Genomic DNA, 25,934 nt, shown 5'->3' with positions numbered 1-25,934 from the left:
ATGCCGTTATGCTATGAGCATAGTACATAGCATAACGGCTTCTCTTTCGTTGAGCTAGCAAGGAGGGTGAATATGTCTTTATCCATACAAGAGCGATTAAAAGACCTACGTGTGGAGCGTGGCTTGACGCTGGGGCAGCTTGCGGAGCAGACCGGGCTTTCCAAGTCTGCGCTGGGCAGTTACGAAACGGAAGACTTCAAGGACATCAGCCACTATGCCCTTATCCGGCTGGCGAAGTTTTACGGTGTGACCGCTGATTATCTGCTGGGGCTGTCTGAAATGAAAAATCACCCAAACGCCGATCTTGCAGACCTGCGTTTGAGTGATGAAATGATTGACCTGCTGAAAAGCGGGAGGATAGACAATACCCTGCTGTGTGAGCTGGCGGCGCACCCGGATTTCCCCCGGCTGATGGCTGACCTTGAAATCTATGTGAACGGAACGGCACTGAAACAGGCGCAGGGTGCAAACGCCATAGTGGACACGATGAGCGCAACTGTTATAAAAAAGCATAATCCTGGCATGAGTGATACGCAGTTAAGACAGCTTATCACCGCCCATATTGATGAGGACGAGTTTTGCCGCTATGTGATACAACGGGACATAAACGGGATTGCCCTTGCTCTGCGGGAAACACACAAGGACGATTTTTTCAGCGTCCCAGAGGATAACCCGCTAAAAGAAATGCTGGAAACTGCTGGTGAAATCGTCAGCCAGGACAGCGACACGGAACAAGCGTACTTGGCGTTTATCTGCAAACGGCTCAAGCTGAATTTTAGGAAGCTGTCAGTAGAAGAACGGAAGTGGCTGAAAAAGATTGCGGAAAAATCCGACTTGCTGAAGAATCCAAAACCGCAGAGAGGACGAAGATAAAAAATGCCTGAACGGCGGTTCTGGTTTTTCAGAACCACCATCCAGGCATTTTGTTTAGTAATAGAAAAAGGTGCAGTTGATTATTGCGTATTGTCAATCTCTCTCAAACCGGGTAGTAAAAATACGGCAAGCGCAACGATGATAATGCCAATTCCGCAAATGACAAACCATTTCTCAACTCCCAGCCGCTCCGCCAGAGGCCCGGAAATGACAAGGCCAAACGGCATGGCGAGGGAAGCGGCGCTTGTCAGTAGAGAAAAAACTCTCCCCAGATATTCTGGTTTGACCGTTTCTTGAAAAATCGCATTTTGCACACCGTAAAATGGAGCGGAAATTCCCATAACAGTACAGCACACAACAAAGACAAGAAATGCGTCTGGCGGCAAAAGCCCGGAGAGCATATTGCTAACGCCCATCAGGAGAACGGAAAGACCGATGGTGTACCGCCGTTTCTTAAAACCGCCCCAAATGCTCAGAATGACTCCGCCAAGCAGCATACCAACCGCAAAAGCAATTTCAGCGGCAGAGGCATGGGCCGGTGTTCCTTTGAAGTATGACATACAGATGAGAGGAAAAAGCGTACTGATTGGCATATAAAAGAACATATAAATTACACCAATCCAGAGCAGAGCAAAGAGGCCCCTGTTTTGCTTTAATACCACATACCCCTCTTTCATATCCTGTAAAAACTGTTGTCTTTTCGTTTCTGGACATAGTTCAGGCGTTGGTATGGACGAAATCGCAACAGTCACACAGGCAAGGATTGCACCCACAATATCTAACAATATAATTGCATTAAGAGGCCAAACAGCATATAAAAACGCTGCGGCAGCTGGACTGATAATCGCACTTACTGCTTGCATGGTCTGCGTGTAACCAGCGCATTTTGTAAGTTCCTCTTTTGGCACAATCATAGGTGTTGCTGCGCTGAATGCTGGAGAATGAAAAGCAGTTCCCGCACTTCGGATTAACAGGACAACCATAATAGACCATACGGGCAATTCCATGTAAAACGCCACCAGCGCCAGAATACCGCCAGCGGCGGCAATTATCAAATCCGCACCAATCATTACGCTTTTACGGCTGTGCCGGTCAACAAAAGCACCTGCAAACGGGCCTAAACAGGCTTGCGGCAAAAATCCAATCAGTGTTGCCGCCGTCAATATGATTGCAGAATTAGTTTTCGCAACCAAATAAAAGATAATGGCCATTTGCAAAATACCGCTGCTAATAAAGGATATTGCTTGTCCGGCAAGAAGTGTAAAATAAGTTTTTCTCCATGAATTGTTGTTTTGGGTCATAATGCGAACCTCCTTTTTTATTGCATTGTTCCTTTGTTTCTGCAATAAAAAGCAGGCGTTGTCCCACAGAGAGGGCAGACGCCTGCATAACAACAAAGCACGAAAAAACACCACGATACAGTTCAAAGACTGCTCGTGTCAAACCTACGTGTTCCTTTGCATACGCACGCAAAAAAAGCCCACCATCATGTGGAAAGGTACTTCTACTTTTTATTGCTTATTAGCGTACACAAATTAACACACGTAAGCCTCCTTCCAATCTCAAACTGTCGCACAGTATAACACACATCCGATAGACTTGTCAACCATTTTTAACCTTGTTTTCCATCTTGTTTTTCCATCTCTTACGGGCAGTAGCAAAGCCAGGCGAGCCAGTCAACGGTCAAGATGAACGGCGCTTTCAGCGCCGCCGTTGACAGTCTCGCCCGTCTTTGCTAATGGGTAATCAAGGCGGGAAAGCCATTTTAGGGCTTTCCCGCCCATTTCAATTTTGGGAGAAGAAAGGCCCCAAAATGAACGAGTGCGGCCAAACACTTTTAGGGATTGGCCACCTTGTCCACCCATCCAGCGGGGCGGCGGGGAACGGTCAAGGCCGGGCGTCAGCCCATTCATTTCAGCCTTGACGGTTTCCTGCCGTCCTGCTACTTTTCCCGGAGTGTGGCCACACATCTGGTCACGGTGTCCAGAGCTTTGGGACTTTTTGTCCCATAGGCCGGGGGCGGAGGACGAGGGACGGGGGCTTTCATAATACGCCCTGTCTGCTGCTGAAATCAGCCCTTTGTTTCCGGCTTACCAGCCCCAAACAAAGCCCTGCTTTCCTGCCGCGTCAAATGCCCTTGCCCTCCCCGGCGGCAACGGTATTTTCAGGGCAACGCCGACAGAGCGTATAACACACTACACTTTGCTCCGCAAAGTCGTGTGCCAAATGGGGCGCTGCCCCCTTTGGAAACCCCCGCAACAAACAGGTGCTATGCACCCAGCCGGGAGCATAGCGCCGTTTGTTGTCAGCAGCCCGTTTCACGGTCTGCGTGTAGTTCCTTGTAAACTGACCTAAACCGAAAACCAACACACAAGCCAAAATAACACCCAAGAGGATTATGGGTAATTTCTTTTTCATAGAATCACACTCCTTTATCAAATTAAGATTCTTGATTTTCAAACTTGTTGGCGGCGAACGGTTTGTCAAAACCGTTTGCGGACGGCAAGTACACAGGGGATAGCCGCACAAGCGGCGCAAGGGGGTGTAGCCACCTTGACGGAACGAAGTGACGAAACATTCTCGCTCATGCAGCTTTTTTCTGCTGACAGAGAATGAAGCTCCGCAGGACGCACGATACTCCCGATAGGAGAGTATAGAAGTGCGCCCTTTAGTTCCTAAAGGGATTTTTCCTTAATACTTTTTCATCAGCTTATTAAAAATGACAATTCCTGCGATAACTTGAAACAGTAAATATCCGCTGAGATAGAGTACAATCATGCGTGCATTATCAATGACTTCCAATGCTCCGAGAATACCGAAAATCAAAATGGAGAAACAAACAACCAGCAGTCCTAAGCTGTAAGTATATCTTCCGGCTCTATCTCTGATTTTTGTTTTCAACTCGTCATGCTGTTCAATTCGTTCGTTCTCCAAACGCTCTTCGTATCGCTCTTTATTTTTGGGGGAACTCCAATAAAAATATTTGCATATCATCATAATTCCGGGGAAGATACCTGCGCCAGCAAAGCCCCATAAAATGCCCTCTAACTTTGTTTCAATCAACAGCGCAACAATCAAACAAGCCACACCGAAAAGCACATATAATATCCCGGTTATCAAATTACTCTTTTTCATTTTCTGCACCTCTTTCATAGATAAAGATTTCTTCAATCCGTTTGCCAAAAAAGTCTGAAATTGCAAAAGCTAATTCCAATGATGGATTATACTTTCCTGTTTCGATTGAACTAATGGTTTGTCTTGAAACACAAAGCATTTTTGCAAAATCATCTTGATTTAATCCTCGCTCCTTTCGTAACTGCTCAACTTTATTCTTCAAAAAAACGCCTCCTTGCATGACAAGTTTCCTTTACAAACTTACTATAGCATGACACGCATCTCTTGTCAAGTTTCCTTTACAACATTTACTTCTTTATCATGGGAGAATTACAATTTATTCATACAGTAAGAGCGCCCAAACATTTTTCGTCCGGGCGCTCTCAGTATCAGTCATAAATCAGCTCAAACTTCACAACTTCCTCTGCCTGCGCCTTGCAAGCGTTCATCTGCCGCACCCATTCCATTTGGTTTTCAGCTTTCAGTTGCTCTGTCACGCCGTACTGCTTTGCCAGCTCTGGCACGATCAGCTCCATGCGGTTTCGTGCCGCTTCGTCAATCTCGGCGCAATGCTCAAAGAGCTTGTCGGATAGTACCAGCTCATTGAACAGTATCGGGCGGTGCATTTCCAGATACGCCTTGCGAAGTCTGCCGTAGTGTCTGAGGGGCTTGGTCTTGCGGATAACGATGTCCGGGATAAGATAATCTCCGTTCTGTGTGTAAGTGATATTCATGCTGTTTGTACTCCTTTCATCGGCTCTCTCTGCGGTAAACTGCTGACAGGGACGAACACGCCCTTTGCAATGTCCTCCGCACGAATGGCGGCTTTCTTAGCTTCAATTTCTGCCTTTTTCCGCTTCTTGATTTTGTCCTCGTATCGCTTCTGCGCTCCGCTGGCTTTCCGCTTCAAGTAGTTCTGATGAAGCCTGTCCTTGCGTTCCTCACGCTTGCGGATTTCCTCTAATTCCTCCGGGGTAAGCTCCACTTCACCAAACGCCGGGGGAACAAATCGACCGACAAAATTGAAGTAAATCTCGACCTCCTGTGTGGTCTGTATACTGCCTTTGCGGTCACGCTCATGCACAAGGATTTTCTCGATAAACTCGTTGAGCATAGCAATGGTCAGCTTGTCGAAGTTCTCATACTTGTCAATCAGAGCGATAAAACGATCAGCGTCCTTTTCGTGCTTTTCATAACTCCTGATAGCCTTTTCCAGAGCAGAGATTTCAGCGGTAAGCTCGGACTGTTCCTTTTCGTATTGAGCGTCCAGAGTGGCGTATCTGCTGTCGGACAGCTTTCCTAAAATGTTGTCCTCATAGATTTTACAGAGCAGGACTTCCAGTTCGGACACTCTCTGCTTTGCGGTGGCAAGGCGTATCCGCTGTTTCTTAACCTCTGCTGTCTGCTGGCTGGACTGCGCTTCCTGTACCACTCGGACAAACTCGGCTCGGTCATGCTTCGCATACTCGGCAATGGCTTTGAGCATTTCGGAAACAAGGGACAGTACCACATCTTCATTGATACGGTGCTGGGTCTTGCAGAGCTTTCCAACTGGGACTTTGCTGTATTGGGAACAGGTATATTGAGAAATACGCTTGCCGTTGTTGGTACGGTGGACATACATCTTGCCGCCGCAATCGGCACAATAAAGCAAGCCTGTGAGGGGAGCTGCTTCGCCCCAGCCGTCCGGGTAGCGTCTGACATTCCCACGGATTTTCTGCACAAGGTCAAAGGTCTGCTGGTCAATGATAGGCTCATGGGTATTCTCGAAAATTGTCCATTCGTCCTCCGGGACATAATGGCTTTTCTTGTCCTTGAAGTGCTTTCGGGTCTTGAAATTGATGGTGTGTCCCAGATATTCACGCTTTTCAAGAATGTTGCAGATGGTGGAAGAACCCCAGCCGTACATATCTTTGAAAGTCTTGTTTTTGTTCACGCCCTCGCCGTGTTGGGCAAGGTAAGCAGACGGAATAAGCACCTTTTCCGATTTCAGTTTGCTGGCGATCTGATACGGACCGTAGCCCTCAATCGTCATGGCAAAGATGCGCTTGACCACCTCGGCGGCTTCGGGGTCAACCAACCATTGGTCTCTGGCTTCGTTCCAAAGATAGCCGTAAATGACCGTGCCTGTGAGGTGCTTGCCGGTCTTGCCTTTGGACTGGAAAGTGGAACGGATTTTACGGCTGGTGTCTCTGGCGTAGTATTCGTTCATAATGTTGCGGAAAGGGGTAAAATCATCGTCCCCTCTGGCACTGTCCACGCCGTCATTGATGGCGATAAGGCGAACGCCACGCTGACGCAGGATTTCCATAATCTGACCGACTTTCAGATAGTCACGACCCATGCGGCTCATGTCCTTGATGCACAAATACTCCACATTCCCGGCTTCAACCTCTTTCATCATTGCCAGAAATCCGGGACGGTCAAAGCAAGTGCCGCTAATGCCATCGTCCGTGAAATGAACAATGTTCGTAAACCCCTGCCGTGCGGCGAACTCCTCCAACATTGCTTTTTGGTTGGAAATGGAATTGCTCTCACGCTGTCGGTCATCATCTTTGCCAAAGTCATCACGGCTCAATCGTTCATACAGAGCAGTGATTTTCTCGTTTTTTTTCATAACTTGCGCTCCTTTCTTCGGTTTTAGGTTGTGTGTTCTAAGAGACTTCCAAACCGCTTGATTAAGAAGTCTTTTAGAGCATACAACACCGCTGCTGAGCTTGTATTTTTTATACTGCTTCACCGCAAAGCAATTCGGCTTGCGCTGCTCCAGCCCCTTGAACATATAGTCCACGGCGTTGAGAAAGTCCTCGTCATCCTCCTTGACCTCCATGCCGGAGATCATGTCCACCAGCGTATTCATGTTCCGATCCTCCTCGGCTCCCTCAAAAATGATGTAGCCCAGCAGAGCGCAGTACAAAAGCGTTTCCGCCTTTGTCCAGAACGGATCGCCCTCCTTACCCTCGCCCTTGGTGTTGGAAATAAGGGCGTTGACAAACTTTAGAATGTCCGCCTCGGTCTTGATATACGCCAGCGGGTTATAGTGCATGGATTTTGAAAAATCAATGCTGTTGAACACCTTGATTTTATAGCCCCGTTTTTGCAAAAATGTACCGACCTGCCCCAGCACGCCGCCCTTGGGGTCTACCACCACATAGGAAGAATGGGCTTGCAGGAGCTGCGGCGTGAGCCAAAAGCGGGTCTTGCCGGAGCCGGACGAGCCGATTCCGCAAAAATTGAGGTTGCGGGCATTGGCGGGATTTTTCGGACGGGTGTTCATGGTGAGCCGTTCCGTGGCGGTCAGCAGCATATTGTTTTCAAACTTGGGATCGACAAAGGGCTTGATGTCCTTTTCGTTGCCCCATCGGGCTGAGCCGTATTCCATATCCCTGCGAAACTTCCGGGCCTTTTTGATTTTGGACTGTACCACAAAGTACAATATTACGGCTCCGGCCACGCCCACGGCGAGGTCGAAAAGCCCCAGCCCAGGCGCATAGGACTGAAACACCGGGCCGATGGTCTTGACCATGCCGAACAGTTTTTCCCCGAGGTTGGCCCCAGCCGCCATGCGGTAGGCGGTGCCGCACTTGGAGAAAAACCAAAAGGCTATGAGATACGGGAAATATGGAAGTACATATTTCTTGATTTTCTTGCTTACCGTTCTTCCTTCACCGCCTCTCTGGCCCGTTCCTTCTGCTTGGGCCTTGCCGCTATCTGTTCCACGAACTGCCGGAGCTGGCCGAGGATAGACGGCCTTTCCTGACTGCGGCCCATGACCTTTTCCGTGTATTTGGAGAAGGCCGCAGTGATGGCATCCGCCTGATCTGCCTTGAAGAACAGCAGGTAGTGGCCGGGACTGGTCTTGTGAAAAGCGTAGTCCACATGGAACTCCTTGGCAATACGGTCAAAGTCCTTGGGGGCTCCCACCAGCGTCATGGCGCTTTTGGTGCCGTAGTGATTCATCAGCTTTTTTACGCTCTGCCTGCCGTGGGGCCGTTTTGCCGCCTCATGGTGCTTTTTCATTTCTGCCAGGACTTTTTTGCAGGCCGCCGCCAGCGCCCGCCCCGAGAGTTTGCCCGCTTTGACGGATATGGCAACTGTCCGTTCTTCTACATATTCCTGCATACTGCCTCCTTTCCTCCGGGAAATTTAGGGAAATCGGGAGGGCCCCGGGGAGCCGCCCGGATAGTGGAACCTCGGGCCAACTTGGCCCGAGGTCTACCGTTCCTCATGGGAAGGCCCCGTCTTGTCCTTGTGGGGAACAGGCGGATCCTCCTTGAACTGCTTGATTGTCTCCAAGATGGAGCGTGTTTCCTCCTTCTCGTCCCGGGCTTGGACATGGGAAATGCAGTATTCCTCAGGAATATCGTCCAGCCCGGTATAGTGCTCGATGAATTTACTCTGATTGTCGAACACATAGCCGCCGGGGGCAAAATGCCCACCTTCGTTGATACGCACATCCCGCCCGTATGCCTCGTAGTCGATGTAGTCGATCAGGTGCTCCGGCACCGTGAGAGCTTCAAACTCCAAGATATACATACGGCCCAATTCTTCCTCGTCCTTCACTCCGGGATAAAACTCGAAGCAGTCAAGGTTTTGGGTCAGGTTGATTAAATCCTTGACGCTGCCTGTGTACTCCCCGGCGTCCATGACTGCTTCCAGCTTTTCCAGCTCGTCTGGGGTCATTTCTTCCAGAAGGTGCGCCAAGAAATTTAACTCGTCAAGGTTTTCGTATTCTCCGAGGTGGTCATACAGTCCCAGCACATCACTCTGATAATCGGTGATGAAGTATTCCTCATAGCGTTTTCCGTCTATGCCAATCCGGGAGAACAGGGCCTGCACTTCCTCAATGGTAGTGGGAAATCTCAGGTATTCTCCGACTTCAACGCCCCGTTCCGGGTACATCCCCAGATTGGTCACATAGGCTTCAAACATCATGGCGGCCCTGCTGGTTGACGGTCAGGATACCGTCAAGGGTGGTGGCCGTGATATTGAGCCGCTTGGCAACGGCAATATCATTTTTCACATCCTCGTCCACCTCGCCGCCGCAGACCACAAGCACATGGGAGCGGCGCAACATATCCCGGCGCATATCAATCCCGTTCTTGTGTTCCTCCGGGATAGCGTCGTTAATGAACAGCGGCAGATAGAGAATGGGGCAGATAGGAGAAAAGCCCGCTTCGTATGCCATCCGGCAGTAGCGGGCCGCAATCTCCATATCCGTGTCGGGGTCGCCGCACCATGCGGCGGTGATGTATGCCAAAGGTCGTTTCAAGGTTTTGTCCCTCCGTTTCTACATTTTTAATAGAGTTGCGCCGGATAAGCCCAACCCCTCCGCCCCTTCCCGTGGGAAGGGGGACGGCTCAAAGGAATATATATCCCCGTCGCTTGCCGCCTGAAAGCATATCCGGGAGAAATCCGTCAAGGGTGCTTTGGCACCGCCTGCGGCGGCTGTGGCCCTTGACTGATTTTCCCGGCTATGCTACCTGAAAACCCGGCGACGGGGAATATGAAATATCCTTTGAGCTTCGGGGTGCGGGGCAGAGCCCCGCATACACCCTCGGGCCAACTTGTCCCGAAGTGGGCTTTACTTCTCCGCCTCGGGAGACTTCTTTTCCGGCTTGGCAACTTCCTTCTGCTGGCCCTTCCAGTCGTCCAGCAGCTTGATGATCTGGTCTTTCATTTCCCTCGGGGTGGTTTCCTTCCCGAAGTATTTGCTCAGTTCCGCACCTGTCAAAATCACTTTGTCTACCTCCTTCTTATCCTCCATCATAATGCCGTCGATCACATCTCCATTCAGGACGCCCTTCTGGTCAAGCTCCCTCATGCGCTGGGCCTGCGAGAGAGAAGGGGCTGACTGCTGGCTTTCAATGGCAACGGCAATATACCGCTGGTTCTTGGGTTTGATGTAGGACAGCTCCACCGCCGGAGTGAATTTGATCTGTCCGGCATCCATCATTTTCTGCAAATCCGGTACAAGGTCATTGAGCTTGATATACCGCTGCACCTGTTTGACGGTCATCTTGTTGCGCTCGGCCACGATCTCATTGGAACGCCGCCCGGCGTCCTTCGGGTCAAGTTGGCCCGAAGTGTCCTCCCTGGCCCCTTGGTGCTTGATGGCCTCCAACTGCATTTTCAGGGCCTTGGCCCGCTCACTCGGTAGGATATTTTCACGCTGGTTGGTATTGTCCTCTACCATCTGCGTGATAGCCTGTTCATCTGTCAGGTTACGGACGATACAGGGCATATCTGTAAAGCCCGCAAGCTCGCTGGCCTTCTGGCGGCGGTGGCCCGACACGATCTCATAGCCGCCGTCCTCCCGGGGGCGGACAATAGCGGGCTGGGTCACGCCCTTGTCCCGGACGCTGGACACCATAGCCTTCATTTCCTCGTCGTTGCGGACTTGGAAGGGGTGGTTCTTGAAGGCATGGAGCTCGGACAGCTTGATATAGACGATCTGTTCGTCCTTGGCCGGACGGGGAGCCTCGGCGGGAGCCGCAGGCGTTTCAGCCTGAACGGGAACCTTTACCTCCGACGCACCCTTAGAGGGACTGGGAGCCTTGGGGGCTTTCTCTGTCTTTCCGGAGGGAGCGGCCTTTTCCGTTTTTCCCGGCTGTGCAGATTTCTCTACTGCCTTATCCTTCTTGCCGGGCGCTTCCTTCTGTGCGGGAGCGGCAGCCTTGTCCTTGTCGGCCTTGGGCGGTCGGCCCCGGCGCTTCGGTGCCTGTTCCTGCTCTTTGGGCTTTTCCTGCTTCGGCCCGTCCTCCTTGGTCGGCGTAGGGGAAGACCCTTTGTCCGGGGCCTTTGCCTCCTGCCTGGCGGCGGCTTTTTCCGCCGCTTTCTTCTCGGCCATGATTTCAGAGAAGTTAAAGACAGACACGCTGGCCGCCTTCTGCTCCTTGGGAGCGTCAGCGCCTTTCTCCGGCTGGGTGGGTGTTACCTGCTCGGGAGCCGTGGCCTTATCCGGGGAAACCGCTTCGGGAGCGGTCTGCTCCTGCTTGGGGGCCGGAGTACCGCCGCCCGCCTCGGGCTGTACCGGGGCAAGGCCAGCGTCCGGCCCGGTTGCGTCAGTCACAATTTTCGATCTTTCATCGGCCATTCGCATTACCTCCTTCTTATTTGATGGCATGAAAAAAGGGCCTGACCGTTTTCAGTCAAGCCCCGATGATAGGGATACCTCCTTTCCCTGCCCATGAAAAAACCGCCCTGTGTCTCGATAGGGCGGTAAATTCAGTAGGTTGGCAGTCCATTTTTAGTTGTTTTTATATGTATCCCTTTGTAAACCGACGCAAACAATCTCGTATTTTGAAGGAATTCTTGGAATGACCTTAGCCGTCCTATGTGCGATTACACTGCGTTTCGCCATATGGGAACCGGAATTGCTTCAGAAAATTTTTCTCACCATCTTCGGATAAGGGGGTATATATTATGAAAACAATGAAAAGTGTACTGCCAAAGGCAGGTATGATCTTTTTAATCTTTACGCTGCTGTGCGGCGTAATCTATACGGGTGTTGTCACAGGAATTGCTCAGCTAATTTTCCCGGACAATGCAGGCGGAAGCATCATTGAAGTAGACGGGAAAAAATATGGCTGTGAATTACTTGGGCAGCAATATACAGATGAAGCCCATATGTGGGGGCGCATTATGAATATTGATGTTTCAACCTATACGGATGAAAACGGAAAGGCACTGATGTACGCCGCTCCCTCCAACCTCTCTCCGGCAAGTGAGGAATATGCACAGCTTGTGGCAGAACGTGTAGAAAAGCTCCGCAATGCAAATCCTGAAATGGACGAAACAGCTGTTCCGGTGGACCTTGTCACCTGTTCCGGCAGTGGGCTTGATCCCCATATTTCCCCGGCAGCAGCGGAATATCAGGTAGCACGCATTGCAAAGGCAAATGATATGACCGAAGATGAAGTGCGTGAGATCATCCAAAACTGCACCGACGGACGATTCCTTGGCATCTTTGGCGAAGAGACCGTCAATGTGCTGGAAGTCAATCTGATGCTGGACGGTATTCTGTAGGGGTGAAATGAACATAGCAAAAATCATGATTCCCAAAATCTCCACTGTATTTCTTCATGAAAAGGATACGATTCGTCAGGGATTGGAACGGTTTATGGTACATGGCTATACCGCTGTCCCGGTACTGAATGATCAGGAACAGTATATTGGAAGCGTGACGGAGGGAGATTTCCTCCGCCACCTTCTTGTTTGCCAGACAACAGACTTGAAAGTACAGGAGGGATACCGACTTGGCAGCATTGTTCGCAGAGATTTTTGCCCTGCGTTACAAATAGATGCAGATTCCGAGCAGGTTGTAACTTCAATGCTGAATCAGAATTTTGTCCCCATCGTTGATGGCCGGAATGCTCTATGCGGGATTCTGACAAGGAAACGGCTGATTGAATTTCTGGCACAAGCTCGTGATAAAAAAGAATAAGTCCTGCATCTTTAGACGGCCTTAATACAGATACGCATTCTCTTTTACCTTCTTTACTCCCTTTGATTTATGATTAAGGGCACATAAAGGGGTATAAAGGAGGATTGCAGTTATGGGAGTAATGTTGTTAAAAAGGAAGTTGACTTCGTTTCAAATTATCATCCTCGGGTTTTCCGGTGTGATCCTTTTCGGCACCTTCCTTTTAATGTTGCCGTTTTCCAGCCGCAGCGGACTGGCAACGCCTTTCTCGGAGGCATTGTTTACTTCTACTTCAGCAGTCTGTGTAACCGGACTCATTATACATGATACGGCAACATACTGGTCGGCCTTCGGCCAGTTTGTCATTTTACTGCTGATTCAGATTGGAGGCATGGGGGTTATTACCGTAGCCGCATCCTTTGCAATGATTTCCGGGCGGAAGATTTCTTTGATGCAGCGCAGTACCATGCAGGAGGCGATTTCAGCGCCAAAGGTAGGAGGAATCGTTCGCCTGACTGGCTTTATCGTCAGGGTGACACTGGTGATGGAACTGCTGTGTGCAGCCGTGATGGCACCGGTGTTTTGCCGTGACTTCGGAAAAATTGGCCTTTGGATGGCACTGTTTCATTCCGTGTCCGCTTTTTGCAACGCAGGCTTTGATCTGTTGGGTGTGCGCACTCCCTTTTCCTCCCTGACCAGCTATGCAGCGAATCCAGTCATAAACTTTACGATTATGTTCTTGATTGTGTTTGGCGGCATTGGCTTTCTGACTTGGGATGATATTCGGACAAATCGATTGCATTTGCACAAATATCGGATGCAGAGTAAGGTGATTCTTTGTACCACAGCGGTTTTATTGATCGTTCCGGCAATGTACTTTTATTTTTTTGAGTTTGCTGATCTTACCCGAAAGGAACGGCTTTTATCTTCTCTTTTTCAAGCCGTGACACCACGAACGGCGGGTTTTAATACGGTGGAATTAACGGATTTAAGTGAGGCCGGACAATTTATCACCATTGCGCTGATGCTGATCGGCGGTAGTCCCGGGTCTACCGCAGGCGGTTTGAAAACAACAACCATTGCTGTTTTGCTTACTACTGCAATTTCCACCTTTCGGCGCAGAGAAAATGCACACCTCTTTGGACGTCGCATCGATGATGATGTCGTAAAAAACGCAGCGACAATTTCGCTAATGTATATTACGCTATGTTGTACCGGTGGCCTTATCATCAGCGTTTCCGAAGGACTTCCCATGCTTACCTGCCTTTTTGAAACTGCCTCGGCTGTTGGCACAGTCGGCCTGTCTCTGGGGATTACACCGGAACTGAATCTGCTCTCACGGAGTGTTTTGATTCTGCTGATGTTTTTTGGGCGAGTAGGTGGCCTTACATTGATTTTTGCGGCCTTGTCCAGTGCACAAAAGAAAGTTTCAAAACTACCAAAGGAAAAAATAACAGTAGGATAAAGGAGACATTATGAAATCAATTCTTCTAATTGGTCTGGGGCGATTTGGAAAGCATATTGCCCTGCACTTAAATCATTTGGGTCATCAGGTGATGGCGGTAGATACTTCGGAGGAACGTGTAGAGGCTGTTCTGCCCCTTGTTACCAATGCACAGATTGGAGACAGTACGAATGCCGATTTCTTGGAATCTCTCGGTGTTCGCAACTATGATGTATGCATTGTGGCCATCGGCAACAACTTTCAAAGTTCATTGGAAACAACTTCTCTGCTCAGTGAATTAGGAGCGAGGTTTGTAGTTTCCAGAGCTGCAACTGACGTTCAGGAAAAATTTTTGCTGCGTAACGGTGCAAATGAAGTAGTCTACCCGGAAAAACAGCTTGCAAAGTGGACAGCAATCCGTTACAGTGCGGATCACATTCTCGATTACATAGAACTGGATGAAAATCATGCCATGTTTGAGATTCCCATTCCCAAAGATTGGGCGGACCATTCGATTGGAGAGCTCGATATTCGTAAAAAATTCAACATTAACATTATGGGAATCAAGAAAAGCGGCAAGCTGGAGTTATCTATTTCTTCAGACACAGTGCTGAAAGCAGGAGATACCATGTTGGCGTTGGGAAGTAACAGAAATTTGCAAAAGTGCTTTCATACTTGATTTCAAGAAAAATCAAAGGAATTGGGGGGTGAATCCATGCAGGATGTTATTTTACTTGTAAGTACATCATCCATATTTATTTTGGGGTATTTTCTGATGAAAAAACTGGATGTTTTTCTGGAAAACAATTGGAATAGACAAGAAACTGCTCTGACTTACGGCGAAAACAGCTTGCGAATTGGTTTTTCCAACCTATTCATGGCAGGCGGTCTCTCAGATGTTCTCGAGACTTACGGCAAACAGCATCCGGATGTCTCTATCTATATTTTCAGCGGAGAAGAAAGTGAATTGTGCAGAGAACTGGAAACACACAAATTGGACATCATTTTTTTACCGGAGAATACAGACGTATCGGAAAAAACGCATTATAATGCACGGATGGTGCTTCTTCGTTGCGCCCCGGTTGTGATGGAATATGCTGACTTGCCCATTGAGCCGATTACCCAGAATCAAATCACGCAAAAAGTACTATGGAGGAAATCTGAAAAATCACCTGTCATCGATTTTTTTATTGGATACCTGAATGCATTTTCCGTGGATCCGTCGCAGATGTAGGTTTTGACATTGTGTGTTATAATATTGAAAAAGGGAATCGCTTTTACTTGAGTGACAGATAGGAGGGGTAAAATGGAACTGCCAAGACAAGATCCGGATCAGCTTCTTCGTGCGATCCGTAACGATGCATCCACTAAGAAAAGCGGAAAACTCAAAATCTTTTTCGGTTATGCCGCAGGTGTCGGAAAGACCTATGCCATGCTTCAGGCGGCTCATCAGGCTAAGGAGCGTGGCATCGATGTGGTTGCTGGATACATAGAACCCCATGCCCGACCCCAGACGATGGCACTTCTGGACGGCTTGGAGCAGCTTCCTGTGAAGCAAATTGCTTACGAAGGAATGACCCTTCGTGAATTTGATATTGATGCTGCGCTCAAGCGAAATCCCCAGCTCATACTGGTGGATGAGTTGGCCCATACCAACGCCGAAAGCAGTCGGCACACGAAGCGGTATCAGGATGTTCAGGAACTGCTAAATGCAGGAATTGATGTCTATACGACTGTAAATGTCCAACATATCGAGAGTCTCAACGATACAGTAGCCTCTATCACCGGAATTCTTGTGCGGGAGCGCATTCCGGATTCCACCTTTGATCAAGCAGATCAGGTAGAACTGGTGGATATTGAGCCTGCGGAGTTGCTGGAACGACTGGCAAGTGGAAATGTGTACCGGGAAGATCAGGCGCAGCGGGCAACAGTCAATTTTTTCACGCTGGAAAATCTCACCGCATTGCGGGAAATCGCCCTCCGTCGGTGCGCTGACCGGGTGAACTTGCTGACGGAAAGCGCCAGAGTACAGAGCCGAGGCGATTACCATACAGACGAGCGCATTCTGGCATGTCTTTCCTCGTCGCCATCCAACGCAAAAATCATTCGGACTGCTGCAAGGATGGCAAGAGCCTTTCGGGGAACATTTACCGCTCTTTATGTGGAAACGCCAAATACAGCGGCGATGAGTGACGATGATAAAAAGCGTTTGCAGGATAATAAGCGTCTGGCCCAGCAACTTGGCGCTGCGATTGAGACAAGTTATGGCGATGACGTGCCTTATCAGATTGCGGAATTTGCCCGTCTTTCCGGCATTTCAAAAATCGTAATTGGACGAAGTACCATTGCACGAAAGAATATTTTCAGCAAGCCCACCTTGACGGAACGCCTGATTTCCAGCGTACCTAATCTGGATATTCATGTGATACCGGATGCCAGCGCAGGAACCAGCTATCAGGAAAAAAAGAGTAAGGCGCAGGTAGATGCGATGCCCCTGCGTGATGTTCTGAAGAGTATAGTCGTATTGCTGGTAGCTACACTAATTGGCTGTGGCTTTGACGCTCTTGGGTTCACGGAGAGTAATATTATCGCAGTTTACATATTAGGCGTACTTGTGACCGCTGTAATCACAACCAACCGACTGTGCGGGATTCTGACCTCGGTTGTCAGTGTGCTGGTTTTCAATTTCTTTTTTACCACTCCGAGACTGACATTCCATTTTGACGATCCGAACTATATTGTTACCTTTACCATTATGTTTATAGTAACACTGCTTTCCGGATCTCTCGCTACCCGGCTGAAAGAAAATGCGAAACAATCTGCCCATACAGCTTACCGTACAAAGATTCTTTTTGAAACCAACCAGCTTCTGCAAAAAGAGCAGGATGAGAATGCGGTAATCACCGCTACGGCAGGGCAGCTCATGAAGCTGCTGAAAAAAGATATTGTCGTCTACCTGTCTGATGGTAAAGAACTTGCCACTCCTAACGTTTTTCGTGCTGTTAATAGCATTCAGGAAGATTTAATTTCTGAGAACGAGAAAGCAGTCGCCGATTGGGTCTTCCGAAACAATAAACACGCCGGTGCCACAACAGATACATTATCCAGTGCAAAGTGTTTATACCTTGCGATTCGGGTCAACCAGCATGTATATGGAGTGGCTGGTATTGCGGTGAACGGTATTCCGCTGGACTCTTTCGAAAACAGCGTACTCCTCTCTATTCTTGGCGAGTGCGCATTGGCGCTGGAAAACATCAAAAATGCCAAGGAGAAGGAGGAAGCGGCTGTCCTGGCACAAAATGAACAACTTCGTGCCAACCTGCTGCGGGCAATCTCCCATGATCTTCGGACGCCTTTGACAGCGATTTCCGGTAGCGCAGACAATTTGCTTGCAAATTATAAAAAAATGGACGATGCACTACGGGAGCAGACCTTTACCGATATTTATGACGATTCCATGTGGCTGATTAATCTCGTTGAAAACCTGTTGGCAGTCACACGAATTGAGGGCGGACAGGTCAATCTAACTCGGAATATCGAACTCATGGATGAGGTCGTTTCTGAAGCGCTGAAGCACATCAACAGAAAGAGCAAAGAACACATCATTCGTGTGACCAGCGGCAAAGACTTTGTCCTTGCCCATATTGATGCGAAGCTGATCGTTCAGGTGATTATCAATTTGGTTGACAACGCCATCAAATATACCCCTGTCGGTTCAGTAATTGAAATACATACCGATCAAAAAGAGCAATGGGTCACGGTTTCCGTTTCCGACAACGGCCCTGGGATTCCCGATGAGCAGAAACCCCGTATTTTCGATATGTTTTATAGTGGGGCCAATAAAGTGGTCGACAGCCGCAGAAGCCTTGGATTGGGGCTGTCCCTCTGTAAGTCCATTGTGACCGCCCACGGCGGCACGATTTCCGTATCAGACAATCAGCCAAATGGCACTGTGTTCACATTTACATTACCCGCCGGGGAGGTAGAACTTCATGAATAAACCTTTGATATTAGTGGTTGAGGATGACCCATCTGTACGAAATCTCATTACAACCACATTGAAAACAAATGATTATCGTTATGTGGTAGCGCCCAATGGCTCGACAGCCATTATGGAGGCCACATCGCACAATCCTGAAATCATCTTGCTGGATTTGGGCTTGCCGGATATGGATGGCGTTCAAGTCATTCAAACGGTACGCTCCTGGTCCAATGCCCCCATCATTGTAATTAGCGCCAGAAGTGAAGATAATGACAAGATTCATGCATTGGATGCCGGAGCTGACGATTATCTGACAAAACCTTTTTCTGTTGAAGAATTATTGGCTCGACTTCGGGTGACGCAGCGAAGACTCTCTCTGATGACGGCAGAGATGTTTACTGCCAGTTCTGTATTTGTGAATGGTAAGTTGAAAGTGGATTATGCCGGGGGATGCGCTTATCTGGATGAAAACGAACTTCACCTGACACCCATTGAGTATAAGCTGTTGTGTCTGCTGTCCAAGAATGTCGGCAAGGTACTGACCCATACCTTTATCACACAAAATATCTGGGGCCGCAGTTGGGATAACGATGTGGCTTCCCTGCGGGTATTTATGACAACACTGCGGAAAAAGCTGGAGCCAACAGAGGAGTCCCCACAATACATCCAAACACATATTGGTGTGGGCTATCGTATGATAAAAGTAAATTAATGATATGAGGTCGGCCAGTGTTCGCACATGGCCGGCCTCGCTAATTGTGTTATGACGATTTCTCTTGTCCGTAAAAAATGTTGCATCTAATCGTAGCTTAACGTTCAAAGTCGATTCGTTTTTTCTTTGATTGGGGGGGGGGAGTGTGTTCGGACTGAATTTTCTGCTGTTGCGCTCGTTTCAGCTTTTGTACGGCCTGTTCGTCTGCATATTCGTGAAGCAACCCGGATGCCTTTCGTTTGCTGTCGAGCATAGCAAGCGGGCGGTACTTATCCCCGTAAGCACGCTGTAGCTGTTCGACGGCATTTAGCTCCTTTTCAGGACGGATGGCCTGCCGTGCATCGTGCAACTCCACCGGGTCAAGATCCACGGCCTGCGCTTTCAGCTCGGCATATTCAGCCAGAACCTTATCTAATTCAGCAGCGTATTTTTGCTCCTGTGCCTCCAGCCTTTTCAGACCGGACTCCATGATGGCAATATCCTTGCGGAACGCCTCTGCGCCTGCATCCTCCGCATACTCAAATTTTTGCAAAAGGAGCGCCTTTTCGGAACGCAGTTCTTCCAAATCCTCTATCAGCTCGGCAATGCGGACAGTCAGCGCCTTGTGGCGTTTCACATGGTATATTGGCAATTCCTTTTTCTCAGCAACCAGCGCTTTGCGCTCCTTGCTCTTTTCCTTGATCTGCTGCACCAGACCGGTGTAACGCTCCAGCTCTGGCCTCCATACGGCGAGGGATTCTTGAATATGCGATTTGCCACCGCGAATATGGGAGAGCTGATAACAGAAGATCAGCACCTGGCTGCGCAGTTTCTCCAGCCCCTCCGCAATGGCCGGTACAGTGCGGGCGACCAGTGCGGCCAGTTTTTTGATTTCAGCTTTCAGCTCCCGCAGCAGCGCATTGTCTGCCTTGATTTGTCGATTGATTTCACAGCGGTCAGAGATAATTCCCTTGCGCTCCAACGCCTGCGCTGTTACGCCCTCGTGGATGGTGGGAATCTCATCCAGACCCCGTGCAGCGTTGCTTCGGTGGTCAATGCGTTCCTCCCGCTCGGCGCGTTCCAGATAGCGATTGGACACATCTGCCCATGCCTCCCGCCATGCTGTAAGCTGTTCTTCGCTGTTCCAGCGCTCGGAGATAGGATTTTGCCTGCCGTAACGGGTGCTTTTGGGATGCTTGTCAGCCCGGACAAGCCCCTGCGTCTCGGCAGCGGATGGCGTCATATACACCTTCTTTTTGCCGACCTTGTATGGATATTGCTTCTCCCAACCTTCGTTCTGCGCCAACTTGAACTCGGCAGCGGTGAAGCCCCGTTCCTCACCGTTTTTCATGCAGAGGTATTCCTTCTCGGTCTTGTACTGCCAGTGTCCCTGCCCATCCAACGGGCGCACCGTCAAGAGAATGTGGGCATGAGGGTTGTGACCGTCGGTGTCGTGGATGGCTGCGTCGGCGCACATTCCATCGGCCACAAACTGCTCCCGGATAAAGTCTTGCAGCAGCTCAATTTGCTGTTCACGGCTTAGCTCTATGGGCAGCGCCACGACGAACTCACGGGCAAGTCTGCTGTCCTTGGCCGTCTCGACTTCCTCCACGGCGTTCCAGAGCTTTTCTCTGTCTTGCCATTCCTGTGGGGCGTATTCCGGCAGGAAAACCTCCTGCCAGACAAGCCCCTGCTTTTTCGTGTAGTCATGCTGTATCCCGTCGTAATCGTTATACAGGCGGGAACAGCTCAGATAAGCGGAGGCGGCCACTGCGGAGCGTCCTGCGCCCCGGCTGACCACCTTCGCTTCCAAATGGTAAATCGCCATATCTTGTTCACCTCGTTCTTTCTTTTTCTGTTTCTCTTTCGCAAAAGAGAAAATGGACGGGCCTCCTGCCCGTCCATCTCTGCGCCAAAGTTGCCGGCGGCAGGTTTGCGCAGGCAGGCGGCAACAGGGGTAGAGAATTTCTACCCACAATTCTCTGCGCCCGTCGCAGGGAATTTGCCGTCTGCGCAGACGATGACAGCAGAACCCTGCAAGTGCTGTGGATTGTCTGTCGCTTTCCGCAGAAAGCGAAATCCCCCTCGGAGAGCGCACGTTTTCCGCAGGAAATACCACTGCCCTTTAGGGTGGTGAGTAAGTGCGCCCTTACGGGAGAAAAAAGAAGGAGGCCCCCGGTTCCGCCAGAGACCTCCCATCTGAAATTTAAGTTTGATTTCCCAGTTTTTGTGAAAGATACCCCTCCAACTCAGACAGCTCAATAGTCCGAACCTCCGGCAGCACCTTTTCCAGAACCGCGCCCTCTTGAATGAGCCTGCGCGTTCTGGCTTTGCGCTCCTTGACACGATCCCGTGCCTGCGCTTCTTCCAACCGGTGCTGCGCCTGCAACAGCTTCTTTTCTGTATCTGTCATCATGCGAAAGCCCTCCTTATCTTCGTTTCTGCCAGACGATTTCATAGCCCAGCGCATCGGCAAGCTGAACGGCTTCAACATACCGCAGGGACTCCCGTTGGAGCTTGTTGGATAGGTTGGATACGCTGTCGGACCGGCCGTGTTCGTCCCGCAGCAGATCGACTACCTCCTGCATGGTCATTCCCTGACGGACGATGTACGATTTGATCTCATTTCTCAGATTGGATTTCATCAACTTTTTACCTCCATATTTTCGTGATACTGGTTTTTGAGTAAGTGAACTGTGTACCCTTTGCGGTGAAAAATCTGCCGTTCCGCAAATCCGCTCAGATTTCCGTCCGTGATGCCCTGTTCACAACTTCGCCCTATCGGCTTCATCGTTCTGTGTGAGAGCATACGGAACGGCAGAATATGCCGCCGTCAGGTGCAGCGCCTTCGCGCTTCGGTAAATCACCGGATGGTGTATTGCGTTCGACCTGCGGCGAAAATCATCACGGATTTCACAAGCATTGATTTTGAAGCCGTTAAAATAGGCTGTCCGTGTACGGCTCGGTACGGCAAAACTGACCTCGTGTACGCTGGTTTTGCGTACCGGCCGCCGATTCAGCGGACAATTTTTCACCATGCCGTGAAATGCGTCACCAAACGCACAAGCAAAACCGTATTTTGCGGATGAAGTTGAAAATAGCCGTACAGGGTGTACGGCGTGTACGGCTGTTTTGAAGTCCGTTTCTCATTTTCAATACGGCGGCGGATTGACCACCTCAATGCCCATAAAGCCACGCACCCGCTTGCCGCCGACGTGGACATTGTTGGTGGCCTCCACGTTGTAAAGCCGCTCATTTTGTGTAAGCTCAGAGCTGACGCGGTTGGCAGACATGGGCTTTTGTGCGTTATCATCGCACCATCTTGTGTAGGCTTCATAGATCGCCTTGGAGCTGGCTTCACTGTCTGCCCAAAAGCGGATATAGCCCTCAGATTGCAGAAACTCGATCACATTGTTGCTGCTGCGCTTGACCGTCTCCATATTCTCTCTGGCCTTGCCGGAAATGCTGAACTGATAGTTGTTCCCAATCAACCGATGCAGACCCTCCAGACACCAGAGGAAGATGCCCTCCTTCTCCCGCAGCAGCTTATCCACCAGAAACGGATCATCCACTCGGCCAGCGGGCCGGTCTTTGGTGGTCAGCACGATCTGGCGGCGAAAGAAGCCGTCGGACTTGTCGTGCAGGGCGGTGAGCGCACCGTTTCCGAAGCAGAGAAAACGCACATAGAGCTGGCTCTGATAGCTCTGGATGCCTTTGCGCTCCATGTCCATCTTGCACTCAGAGGTCACGATGGATTTGATATAATTGGTCTTGGGCAGGGCGCTCATATCCATATCGTCATCCACCATCAGGAGCTTGTTTTCCAAGTCTGCACGGCTGAACCGGTTGCTCTCCACCTTCTGGATGCTGGTGGTGTTCATGCTGTCGCCCAGCAGGGAGCGCATGACCAGACCGATGCGGCTTTTGCCCTCGCCGCCCTTGCCGATGAGCATGAGCATTTTTTGCCCCTTGGTGGTAGGCAGCAGGCAGTAACCGAGAAATTCCTGCAAGGTTGGAATGTCCTCCGGTTGCAGCAGCTCTGATAGGAATTGCAGCCACTTTTTCGGAGTGGGTGCGTCAGGGTTGTAGGCGACCGTCAGCCGGTTGTTGCAGTAGCTCTTATCGGCGGTAAAGCTACCGTTCATAAAATACGTCCCGTTGGCAACGTGGATGCGGTCCGTCTCAATGGGCAGCGGCGGCGAATAGGCTTGCAGTTTGATGCTGGCAAGCAGATTTGCCACGACTTTGGACAAGCCGGAGGTCAGACAGCCGGAGATTTCCTCTAAAATGAGATTTCCAATCTGTCCCTCGTCCTCGATCAGCCCGTCCACAGTGAAAAGCCGACCACGCACACATTTCATGGGGTGCTTGTCCAAGAACTGCTGGCAGAACAGCACCTCGTTGATGTGCCTGCCGTCGTACCACTCAGGCCACGTCTGCGGTGTCATATCCATCTTCGATTTCCTCCTTATGAATTTTCTCTAAGCGCCGCCGTAGCCTGTCCAGCTCGCCGTCTGCCATCTGTTGCTGAATCACCTCGGCACGTTCATAGGAATCACCTGTGCACAGAATATCCAAATAGTATTCTGTCTGGTCGAGGTTGTGGCAGGCTTCTATAAATCGTTCATCCGGTGCTTCTGTTTGGACACACTTTGCGTGGAGCGCCGCTGCGCTGGGCGGCTTGTCTGGTGTAAGGTGAAAGTCTGCTGCCAGACGCTGTGCTGCTGCATAGAGCGGCAAGCCGAACAGCTTTGCGGCAAAGTCGATCACATCGCCATGTTCCCCACAGGCAAAGCAATAATAGTGATCATCCGCCACATACAGGCTGGGATGCCGGTCATTGTGGAACGGGCAGAGGGCCATACTGTAGCGGTTGACCTCCACGCCGTACCGCTCCGCTGCATCCCGGCAGCTTACGCCGTATTTAACAATTTCAAAAAGATTCATCGTTCCTCCATTTCTGCGCAAAAAAACGGCGGCCTGCCCGATCTGGGCAAGCCGCCGTTTTGCGTCTTATCTTATGCTGATTTCGTTTCTTTCTCCGGTAAAGCCGGTTCAATCTTTGCCTCTCGCAAGGCTTCCTTTCGTGCACCCTGCCGCTTGATCTGCGCCTGATAGCGGCAATCGTCACTGCAATATTTCACGTCCGACCTCGTTGTAGTGAACACCTTGCCGCAGTTCTCGCAGGTGCATTCCCGGCTGCGGCTCTCCGCCGCCTCCTGCCGGTAGAATTTGGAGCGGCAGTTAGGACCGCAGAACAGTGTGTTTGTCCGCTTGGAGGCAAATTCCTGCCCGCAGCACTTGCAGGTCAGCATGAAGGGCTGTCCGACAGCGTGTTCACCGGTCTTGATTTTCTGATACCGCTCCCGGCTCTTGATGCGGTGCCGCTTGAGCTGCTCCTGCCGCTTGATTTCTTCTTCGCTCAGCTCCGTGACAGGCAGCTCAAACCGCCCGATGAACCGTAGATAGATTTCCACCTCCTGCACCCGGTCACCGTCAATGCGCTCCGGGGCGTGGACGATGATTTTCTCAATAAACTCGTTGATCATGGGCGTGGTCAGCTCAGAGAAGTCCGTGTACTTCTTTGCCAGCTCCAGAAACTGCTTGGCTCGGTCGGTGTCCTCGGCAAAGGCGGACATCTGCGTTTCCATTTCGGAGACGGACGCTGTCAGCGTTTTCTGCTCCGCCTCATATTCTGCCAGCAGGCTGTCAAAGCGTTCGCCGGTAATGCGCCCGATGGCAAAGGACTCATAGAGCTTCTTGATGATGGTGTCCAGCTCGGAAATCCGCTTTTTCTCCTTGTTCAGCTTTCGTTTGGTTTCCTTGGCGGCTTCCGCCTGCCGCAGCTGGGAGGCAGAGCGCACCTTTTCCAGAAAGGCGTCCCGGTCGGAGATGGCAAAGGTGCTGGCAGCCCGGATGGTTTCCAGAATCAGCTCCCGGAGTACCTTGCTGCGGATATAGTGTCCGCTGCAAGCGTGGGTGCGTTTCTGATGTGCCAGCGTATAGGTAGAACAATCGTAGAAATCTGACGGATAGGGATTGTTCTCCGTACCGCCCCGTGAACGATGATTCATCATCTTTGCGCCGCAGTCCGCACAGAACACAAGTCCCGTCAGCGGATTGGCCTCGCCCAGCGTGTCATGCCGCCGTGGTGTTTTCCGCAGCTTTTGCGCCAGCTCCCATGTTTCCGCATCCACAATGGCTTCATGGGTATTCTCGAAGATCAGCCATTCCTCCGGCGGATTCATGACGGGCGCTTTATCCTTATAGGACTGCTTGTGGGAACGGAAATTCACCGTATGCCCCATATACTCCGGCTTGGATAAAATCTGCCCGACGATATAGCCGCTCCAGTTATATGGGTTGGGAAATTCCTCTTTACTTTTCCAGACGCCCTTGTTCTGCTTGCCGAAGTAGACCGCAGGCGTGTCGATCTTATCGTCAAACAGGATACGGGCGATGTCGTAGGGGCCTTTGCCCTCAATGGTCAGTTGGAAGATACGCCGCACCACGGCGGCCGCTTCCTCGTCGATCAGCCAGTGGTATTTGTTCTCTGGGTCCTTCTTATAGCCATAGATGGCGCAGTTGGTGGTTGGCTTGCCGGATTCCCCTTTGACGCGAATGGCCGTTTTCTGCTTGCGGCTCAGGTCGCGCAGGTACCACTCGTTCATGATATTGAGGAAGGGCGCAAATTCATTGCTGTTCTGATCGTCGCTGTCCACGCCGTTGGCAATGGCAACAAAGTGGACACTGTGCTGCCGGAAGAAAACCTCCGTGTAAAAGCCGGTTTGCAGGTAATCACGACCCGCCCGACTCATGTCCTTGACAATAACATGGGCCACCTTTCCGGCCTCAATGTCCGCCACCAGCCGCTTCCATGCGGGACGGTCAAAATTGCCGCCGCTCCAGCCATCATCGGTATAGTGGCGGCAGTTGGCGTAGCCTCTCTGCTGGGCGTAGCTTTCGAGGTATCTTTTCTGATTCACGATGGAATTGCTGTCACCGGCGTTGTCATCGTCACGGCTCAGCCGCTCATACAGAGCGGTAATCTTTTCCTCAGCCTGTTTCATGCGCATTCGGCGCTCCTTTCAGACTGACGGCTCATTTGTGGTGCTTCCATTATATCATAAGTGCCGTCATTTGTAACCCCTTCATTGCGGATCATCCGCAGAATCTTTTCCTCCATGGTCTCCGCTGCCGTCTCGCTGAATGCGACCCTGACCTTGTAGGTGGTGCCGCCGATGCGCCGGATGATGAACTGCTCCTGTTTCGTTTGCTCCATAGGCTTCCTCCTTGCGTTATTTGTTGGTTTTTGGTATAATAAGTCCGGTTCCGTTGGCTGTAAGCCAACCGCGTCCTTACACTGCTTTTCCATGCTCATTTCTCCTTTCTGTCCGCTGTGTTT

General features: G+C 50.5%; 25 protein-coding genes. 8 read left to right on the top strand and 17 right to left on the bottom strand.

The features are described 5' to 3' along the window. Positions 1-72: 72 nt before the first annotated feature. Positions 73-873, top strand: a complete 801-nt coding sequence (locus tag KQI12_RS02110) for a helix-turn-helix domain-containing protein (protein ID WP_002575858.1) — start codon at positions 73-75, stop codon at positions 871-873. Positions 874-953: 80 nt separating this feature from the next. Here KQI12_RS02110 and KQI12_RS02105 read toward each other — a convergent pair whose 3' ends face one another. The 10 genes from KQI12_RS02105 to KQI12_RS02060 form a co-directional block, all read right to left on the bottom strand. Next, the gene (locus KQI12_RS02105; RefSeq protein WP_002584949.1) at positions 954-2,174 is read right to left on the bottom strand and encodes an MFS transporter; all 1,221 of its coding nucleotides are present in this window, start codon (positions 2,172-2,174) and stop codon (positions 954-956) included. A gap of 826 nt (positions 2,175-3,000) precedes the next feature. Beyond that, entirely contained in the window at positions 3,001-3,291 is a 291-nt protein-coding gene (locus KQI12_RS02100) for a hypothetical protein (protein WP_216571506.1), read from the bottom strand. Positions 3,292-3,564: 273 nt separating this feature from the next. Continuing rightward, positions 3,565-4,008 (bottom strand): hypothetical protein, encoded by a 444-nt coding sequence (locus KQI12_RS02095; RefSeq protein WP_216570263.1) that lies wholly within the window; start codon positions 4,006-4,008, stop codon positions 3,565-3,567. Beyond that, the gene (locus tag KQI12_RS02090; RefSeq protein ID WP_216570261.1) at positions 3,995-4,210 is read right to left on the bottom strand and encodes a helix-turn-helix transcriptional regulator; all 216 of its coding nucleotides are present in this window, start codon (positions 4,208-4,210) and stop codon (positions 3,995-3,997) included. Before KQI12_RS02090 ends, KQI12_RS02095 begins: the two co-directional genes overlap by 14 nt. Before the next feature lie 166 nt (positions 4,211-4,376). Then, the gene (locus KQI12_RS02085) at positions 4,377-4,721 is read right to left on the bottom strand and encodes a TnpV protein (protein ID WP_216570259.1); all 345 of its coding nucleotides are present in this window, start codon (positions 4,719-4,721) and stop codon (positions 4,377-4,379) included. Continuing rightward, positions 4,718-7,630 carry a DUF4368 domain-containing protein gene (locus KQI12_RS02080; protein WP_216571379.1) on the bottom strand — a complete coding sequence of 971 codons (2,913 nt, stop codon included), beginning with the start codon at positions 7,628-7,630 and terminating at the stop codon, positions 4,718-4,720. Before KQI12_RS02080 ends, KQI12_RS02085 begins: the two co-directional genes overlap by 4 nt. An 8-nt stretch (positions 7,631-7,638) precedes the next feature. Beyond that, a complete protein-coding gene (locus KQI12_RS02075; protein ID WP_216570257.1) occupies positions 7,639-8,109 on the bottom strand; it encodes a PcfB family protein in 471 nt (156 codons plus the stop codon). Between the two features lie 93 nt (positions 8,110-8,202). Continuing rightward, positions 8,203-8,919, bottom strand: a complete 717-nt coding sequence (locus tag KQI12_RS02070; RefSeq protein WP_216571376.1) for an antirestriction protein ArdA — start codon at positions 8,917-8,919, stop codon at positions 8,203-8,205. Further along, positions 8,912-9,259: a hypothetical protein gene (locus KQI12_RS02065; protein ID WP_118747572.1), complete on the bottom strand. Its 348-nt coding sequence runs from the start codon at positions 9,257-9,259 to the stop codon at positions 8,912-8,914. Before KQI12_RS02065 ends, KQI12_RS02070 begins: the two co-directional genes overlap by 8 nt. A 312-nt stretch (positions 9,260-9,571) precedes the next feature. Beyond that, a complete protein-coding gene (locus KQI12_RS02060; RefSeq protein ID WP_371817924.1) occupies positions 9,572-11,083 on the bottom strand; it encodes a ParB/RepB/Spo0J family partition protein in 1,512 nt (503 codons plus the stop codon). Positions 11,084-11,412: 329 nt separating this feature from the next. On the opposite strand from KQI12_RS02060, the gene kdpC reads away from it, so the two are divergent. The 7 genes from kdpC to KQI12_RS02025 all read left to right on the top strand — a co-directional run bounded on the left by kdpC (position 11,413) and on the right by KQI12_RS02025 (position 18,550). Then, positions 11,413-12,015, top strand: coding sequence for a potassium-transporting ATPase subunit KdpC (gene kdpC, locus KQI12_RS02055; RefSeq protein ID WP_216570253.1), 603 nt, complete (start codon positions 11,413-11,415; stop codon positions 12,013-12,015). Between the two features lie 7 nt (positions 12,016-12,022). Beyond that, complete coding sequence (locus tag KQI12_RS02050; protein ID WP_216570252.1) at positions 12,023-12,433, top strand: CBS domain-containing protein; 411 nt, start codon at positions 12,023-12,025, stop codon at positions 12,431-12,433. 112 nt (positions 12,434-12,545) lie between these two features. Beyond that, the gene (locus KQI12_RS02045) at positions 12,546-13,877 is read left to right on the top strand and encodes a TrkH family potassium uptake protein (protein ID WP_216570251.1); all 1,332 of its coding nucleotides are present in this window, start codon (positions 12,546-12,548) and stop codon (positions 13,875-13,877) included. Between the two features lie 10 nt (positions 13,878-13,887). Beyond that, the gene (locus KQI12_RS02040; RefSeq protein ID WP_117785753.1) at positions 13,888-14,535 is read left to right on the top strand and encodes a TrkA family potassium uptake protein; all 648 of its coding nucleotides are present in this window, start codon (positions 13,888-13,890) and stop codon (positions 14,533-14,535) included. Between the two features lie 36 nt (positions 14,536-14,571). Continuing rightward, positions 14,572-15,090: a LysR substrate-binding domain-containing protein gene (locus tag KQI12_RS02035; protein ID WP_216570250.1), complete on the top strand. Its 519-nt coding sequence runs from the start codon at positions 14,572-14,574 to the stop codon at positions 15,088-15,090. Positions 15,091-15,162: 72 nt separating this feature from the next. Beyond that, complete coding sequence (locus KQI12_RS02030; RefSeq protein ID WP_216570249.1) at positions 15,163-17,856, top strand: sensor histidine kinase KdpD; 2,694 nt, start codon at positions 15,163-15,165, stop codon at positions 17,854-17,856. Then, a complete protein-coding gene (locus tag KQI12_RS02025; protein WP_216570248.1) occupies positions 17,849-18,550 on the top strand; it encodes a response regulator transcription factor in 702 nt (233 codons plus the stop codon). The genes KQI12_RS02030 and KQI12_RS02025 overlap by 8 nt, the downstream gene beginning before the upstream one ends. A gap of 97 nt (positions 18,551-18,647) precedes the next feature. Here the strand turns inward: KQI12_RS02025 and mobQ are convergent, their stop codons facing one another. From mobQ to KQI12_RS01990, 7 genes are all read right to left on the bottom strand, one after another. Beyond that, positions 18,648-20,357: a MobQ family relaxase gene (gene mobQ / locus KQI12_RS02020; protein ID WP_216570247.1), complete on the bottom strand. Its 1,710-nt coding sequence runs from the start codon at positions 20,355-20,357 to the stop codon at positions 18,648-18,650. Positions 20,358-20,735: 378 nt separating this feature from the next. Beyond that, the gene (locus KQI12_RS02015; RefSeq protein WP_216571373.1) at positions 20,736-20,942 is read right to left on the bottom strand and encodes a DUF3847 domain-containing protein; all 207 of its coding nucleotides are present in this window, start codon (positions 20,940-20,942) and stop codon (positions 20,736-20,738) included. Positions 20,943-20,958: 16 nt separating this feature from the next. After that, a complete protein-coding gene (locus KQI12_RS02010; protein WP_216570245.1) occupies positions 20,959-21,174 on the bottom strand; it encodes a DUF6471 domain-containing protein in 216 nt (71 codons plus the stop codon). 507 nt (positions 21,175-21,681) lie between these two features. Continuing rightward, the gene (locus tag KQI12_RS02005; RefSeq protein ID WP_216570243.1) at positions 21,682-22,983 is read right to left on the bottom strand and encodes a phage/plasmid primase, P4 family; all 1,302 of its coding nucleotides are present in this window, start codon (positions 22,981-22,983) and stop codon (positions 21,682-21,684) included. Then, a complete protein-coding gene (locus tag KQI12_RS02000) occupies positions 22,955-23,476 on the bottom strand; it encodes a CHC2 zinc finger domain-containing protein (protein ID WP_216570242.1) in 522 nt (173 codons plus the stop codon). The genes KQI12_RS02005 and KQI12_RS02000 overlap by 29 nt, the downstream gene beginning before the upstream one ends. A gap of 71 nt (positions 23,477-23,547) precedes the next feature. Beyond that, positions 23,548-25,605 carry a recombinase family protein gene (locus KQI12_RS01995; protein ID WP_216570241.1) on the bottom strand — a complete coding sequence of 686 codons (2,058 nt, stop codon included), beginning with the start codon at positions 25,603-25,605 and terminating at the stop codon, positions 23,548-23,550. Continuing rightward, positions 25,596-25,811 (bottom strand): transposon-encoded TnpW family protein, encoded by a 216-nt coding sequence (locus tag KQI12_RS01990; protein ID WP_025654266.1) that lies wholly within the window; start codon positions 25,809-25,811, stop codon positions 25,596-25,598. The genes KQI12_RS01995 and KQI12_RS01990 overlap by 10 nt, the downstream gene beginning before the upstream one ends. Positions 25,812-25,934 lie beyond the last annotated feature (123 nt).

It is taken from the genome of Pseudoflavonifractor sp. MSJ-37, assembly GCF_018917965.1.
Taxonomy (GTDB): Bacteria; Bacillota; Clostridia; order Oscillospirales; family Oscillospiraceae; genus Pseudoflavonifractor_A.
This window is presented reverse-complemented; position numbering and strand designations above follow the sequence as displayed.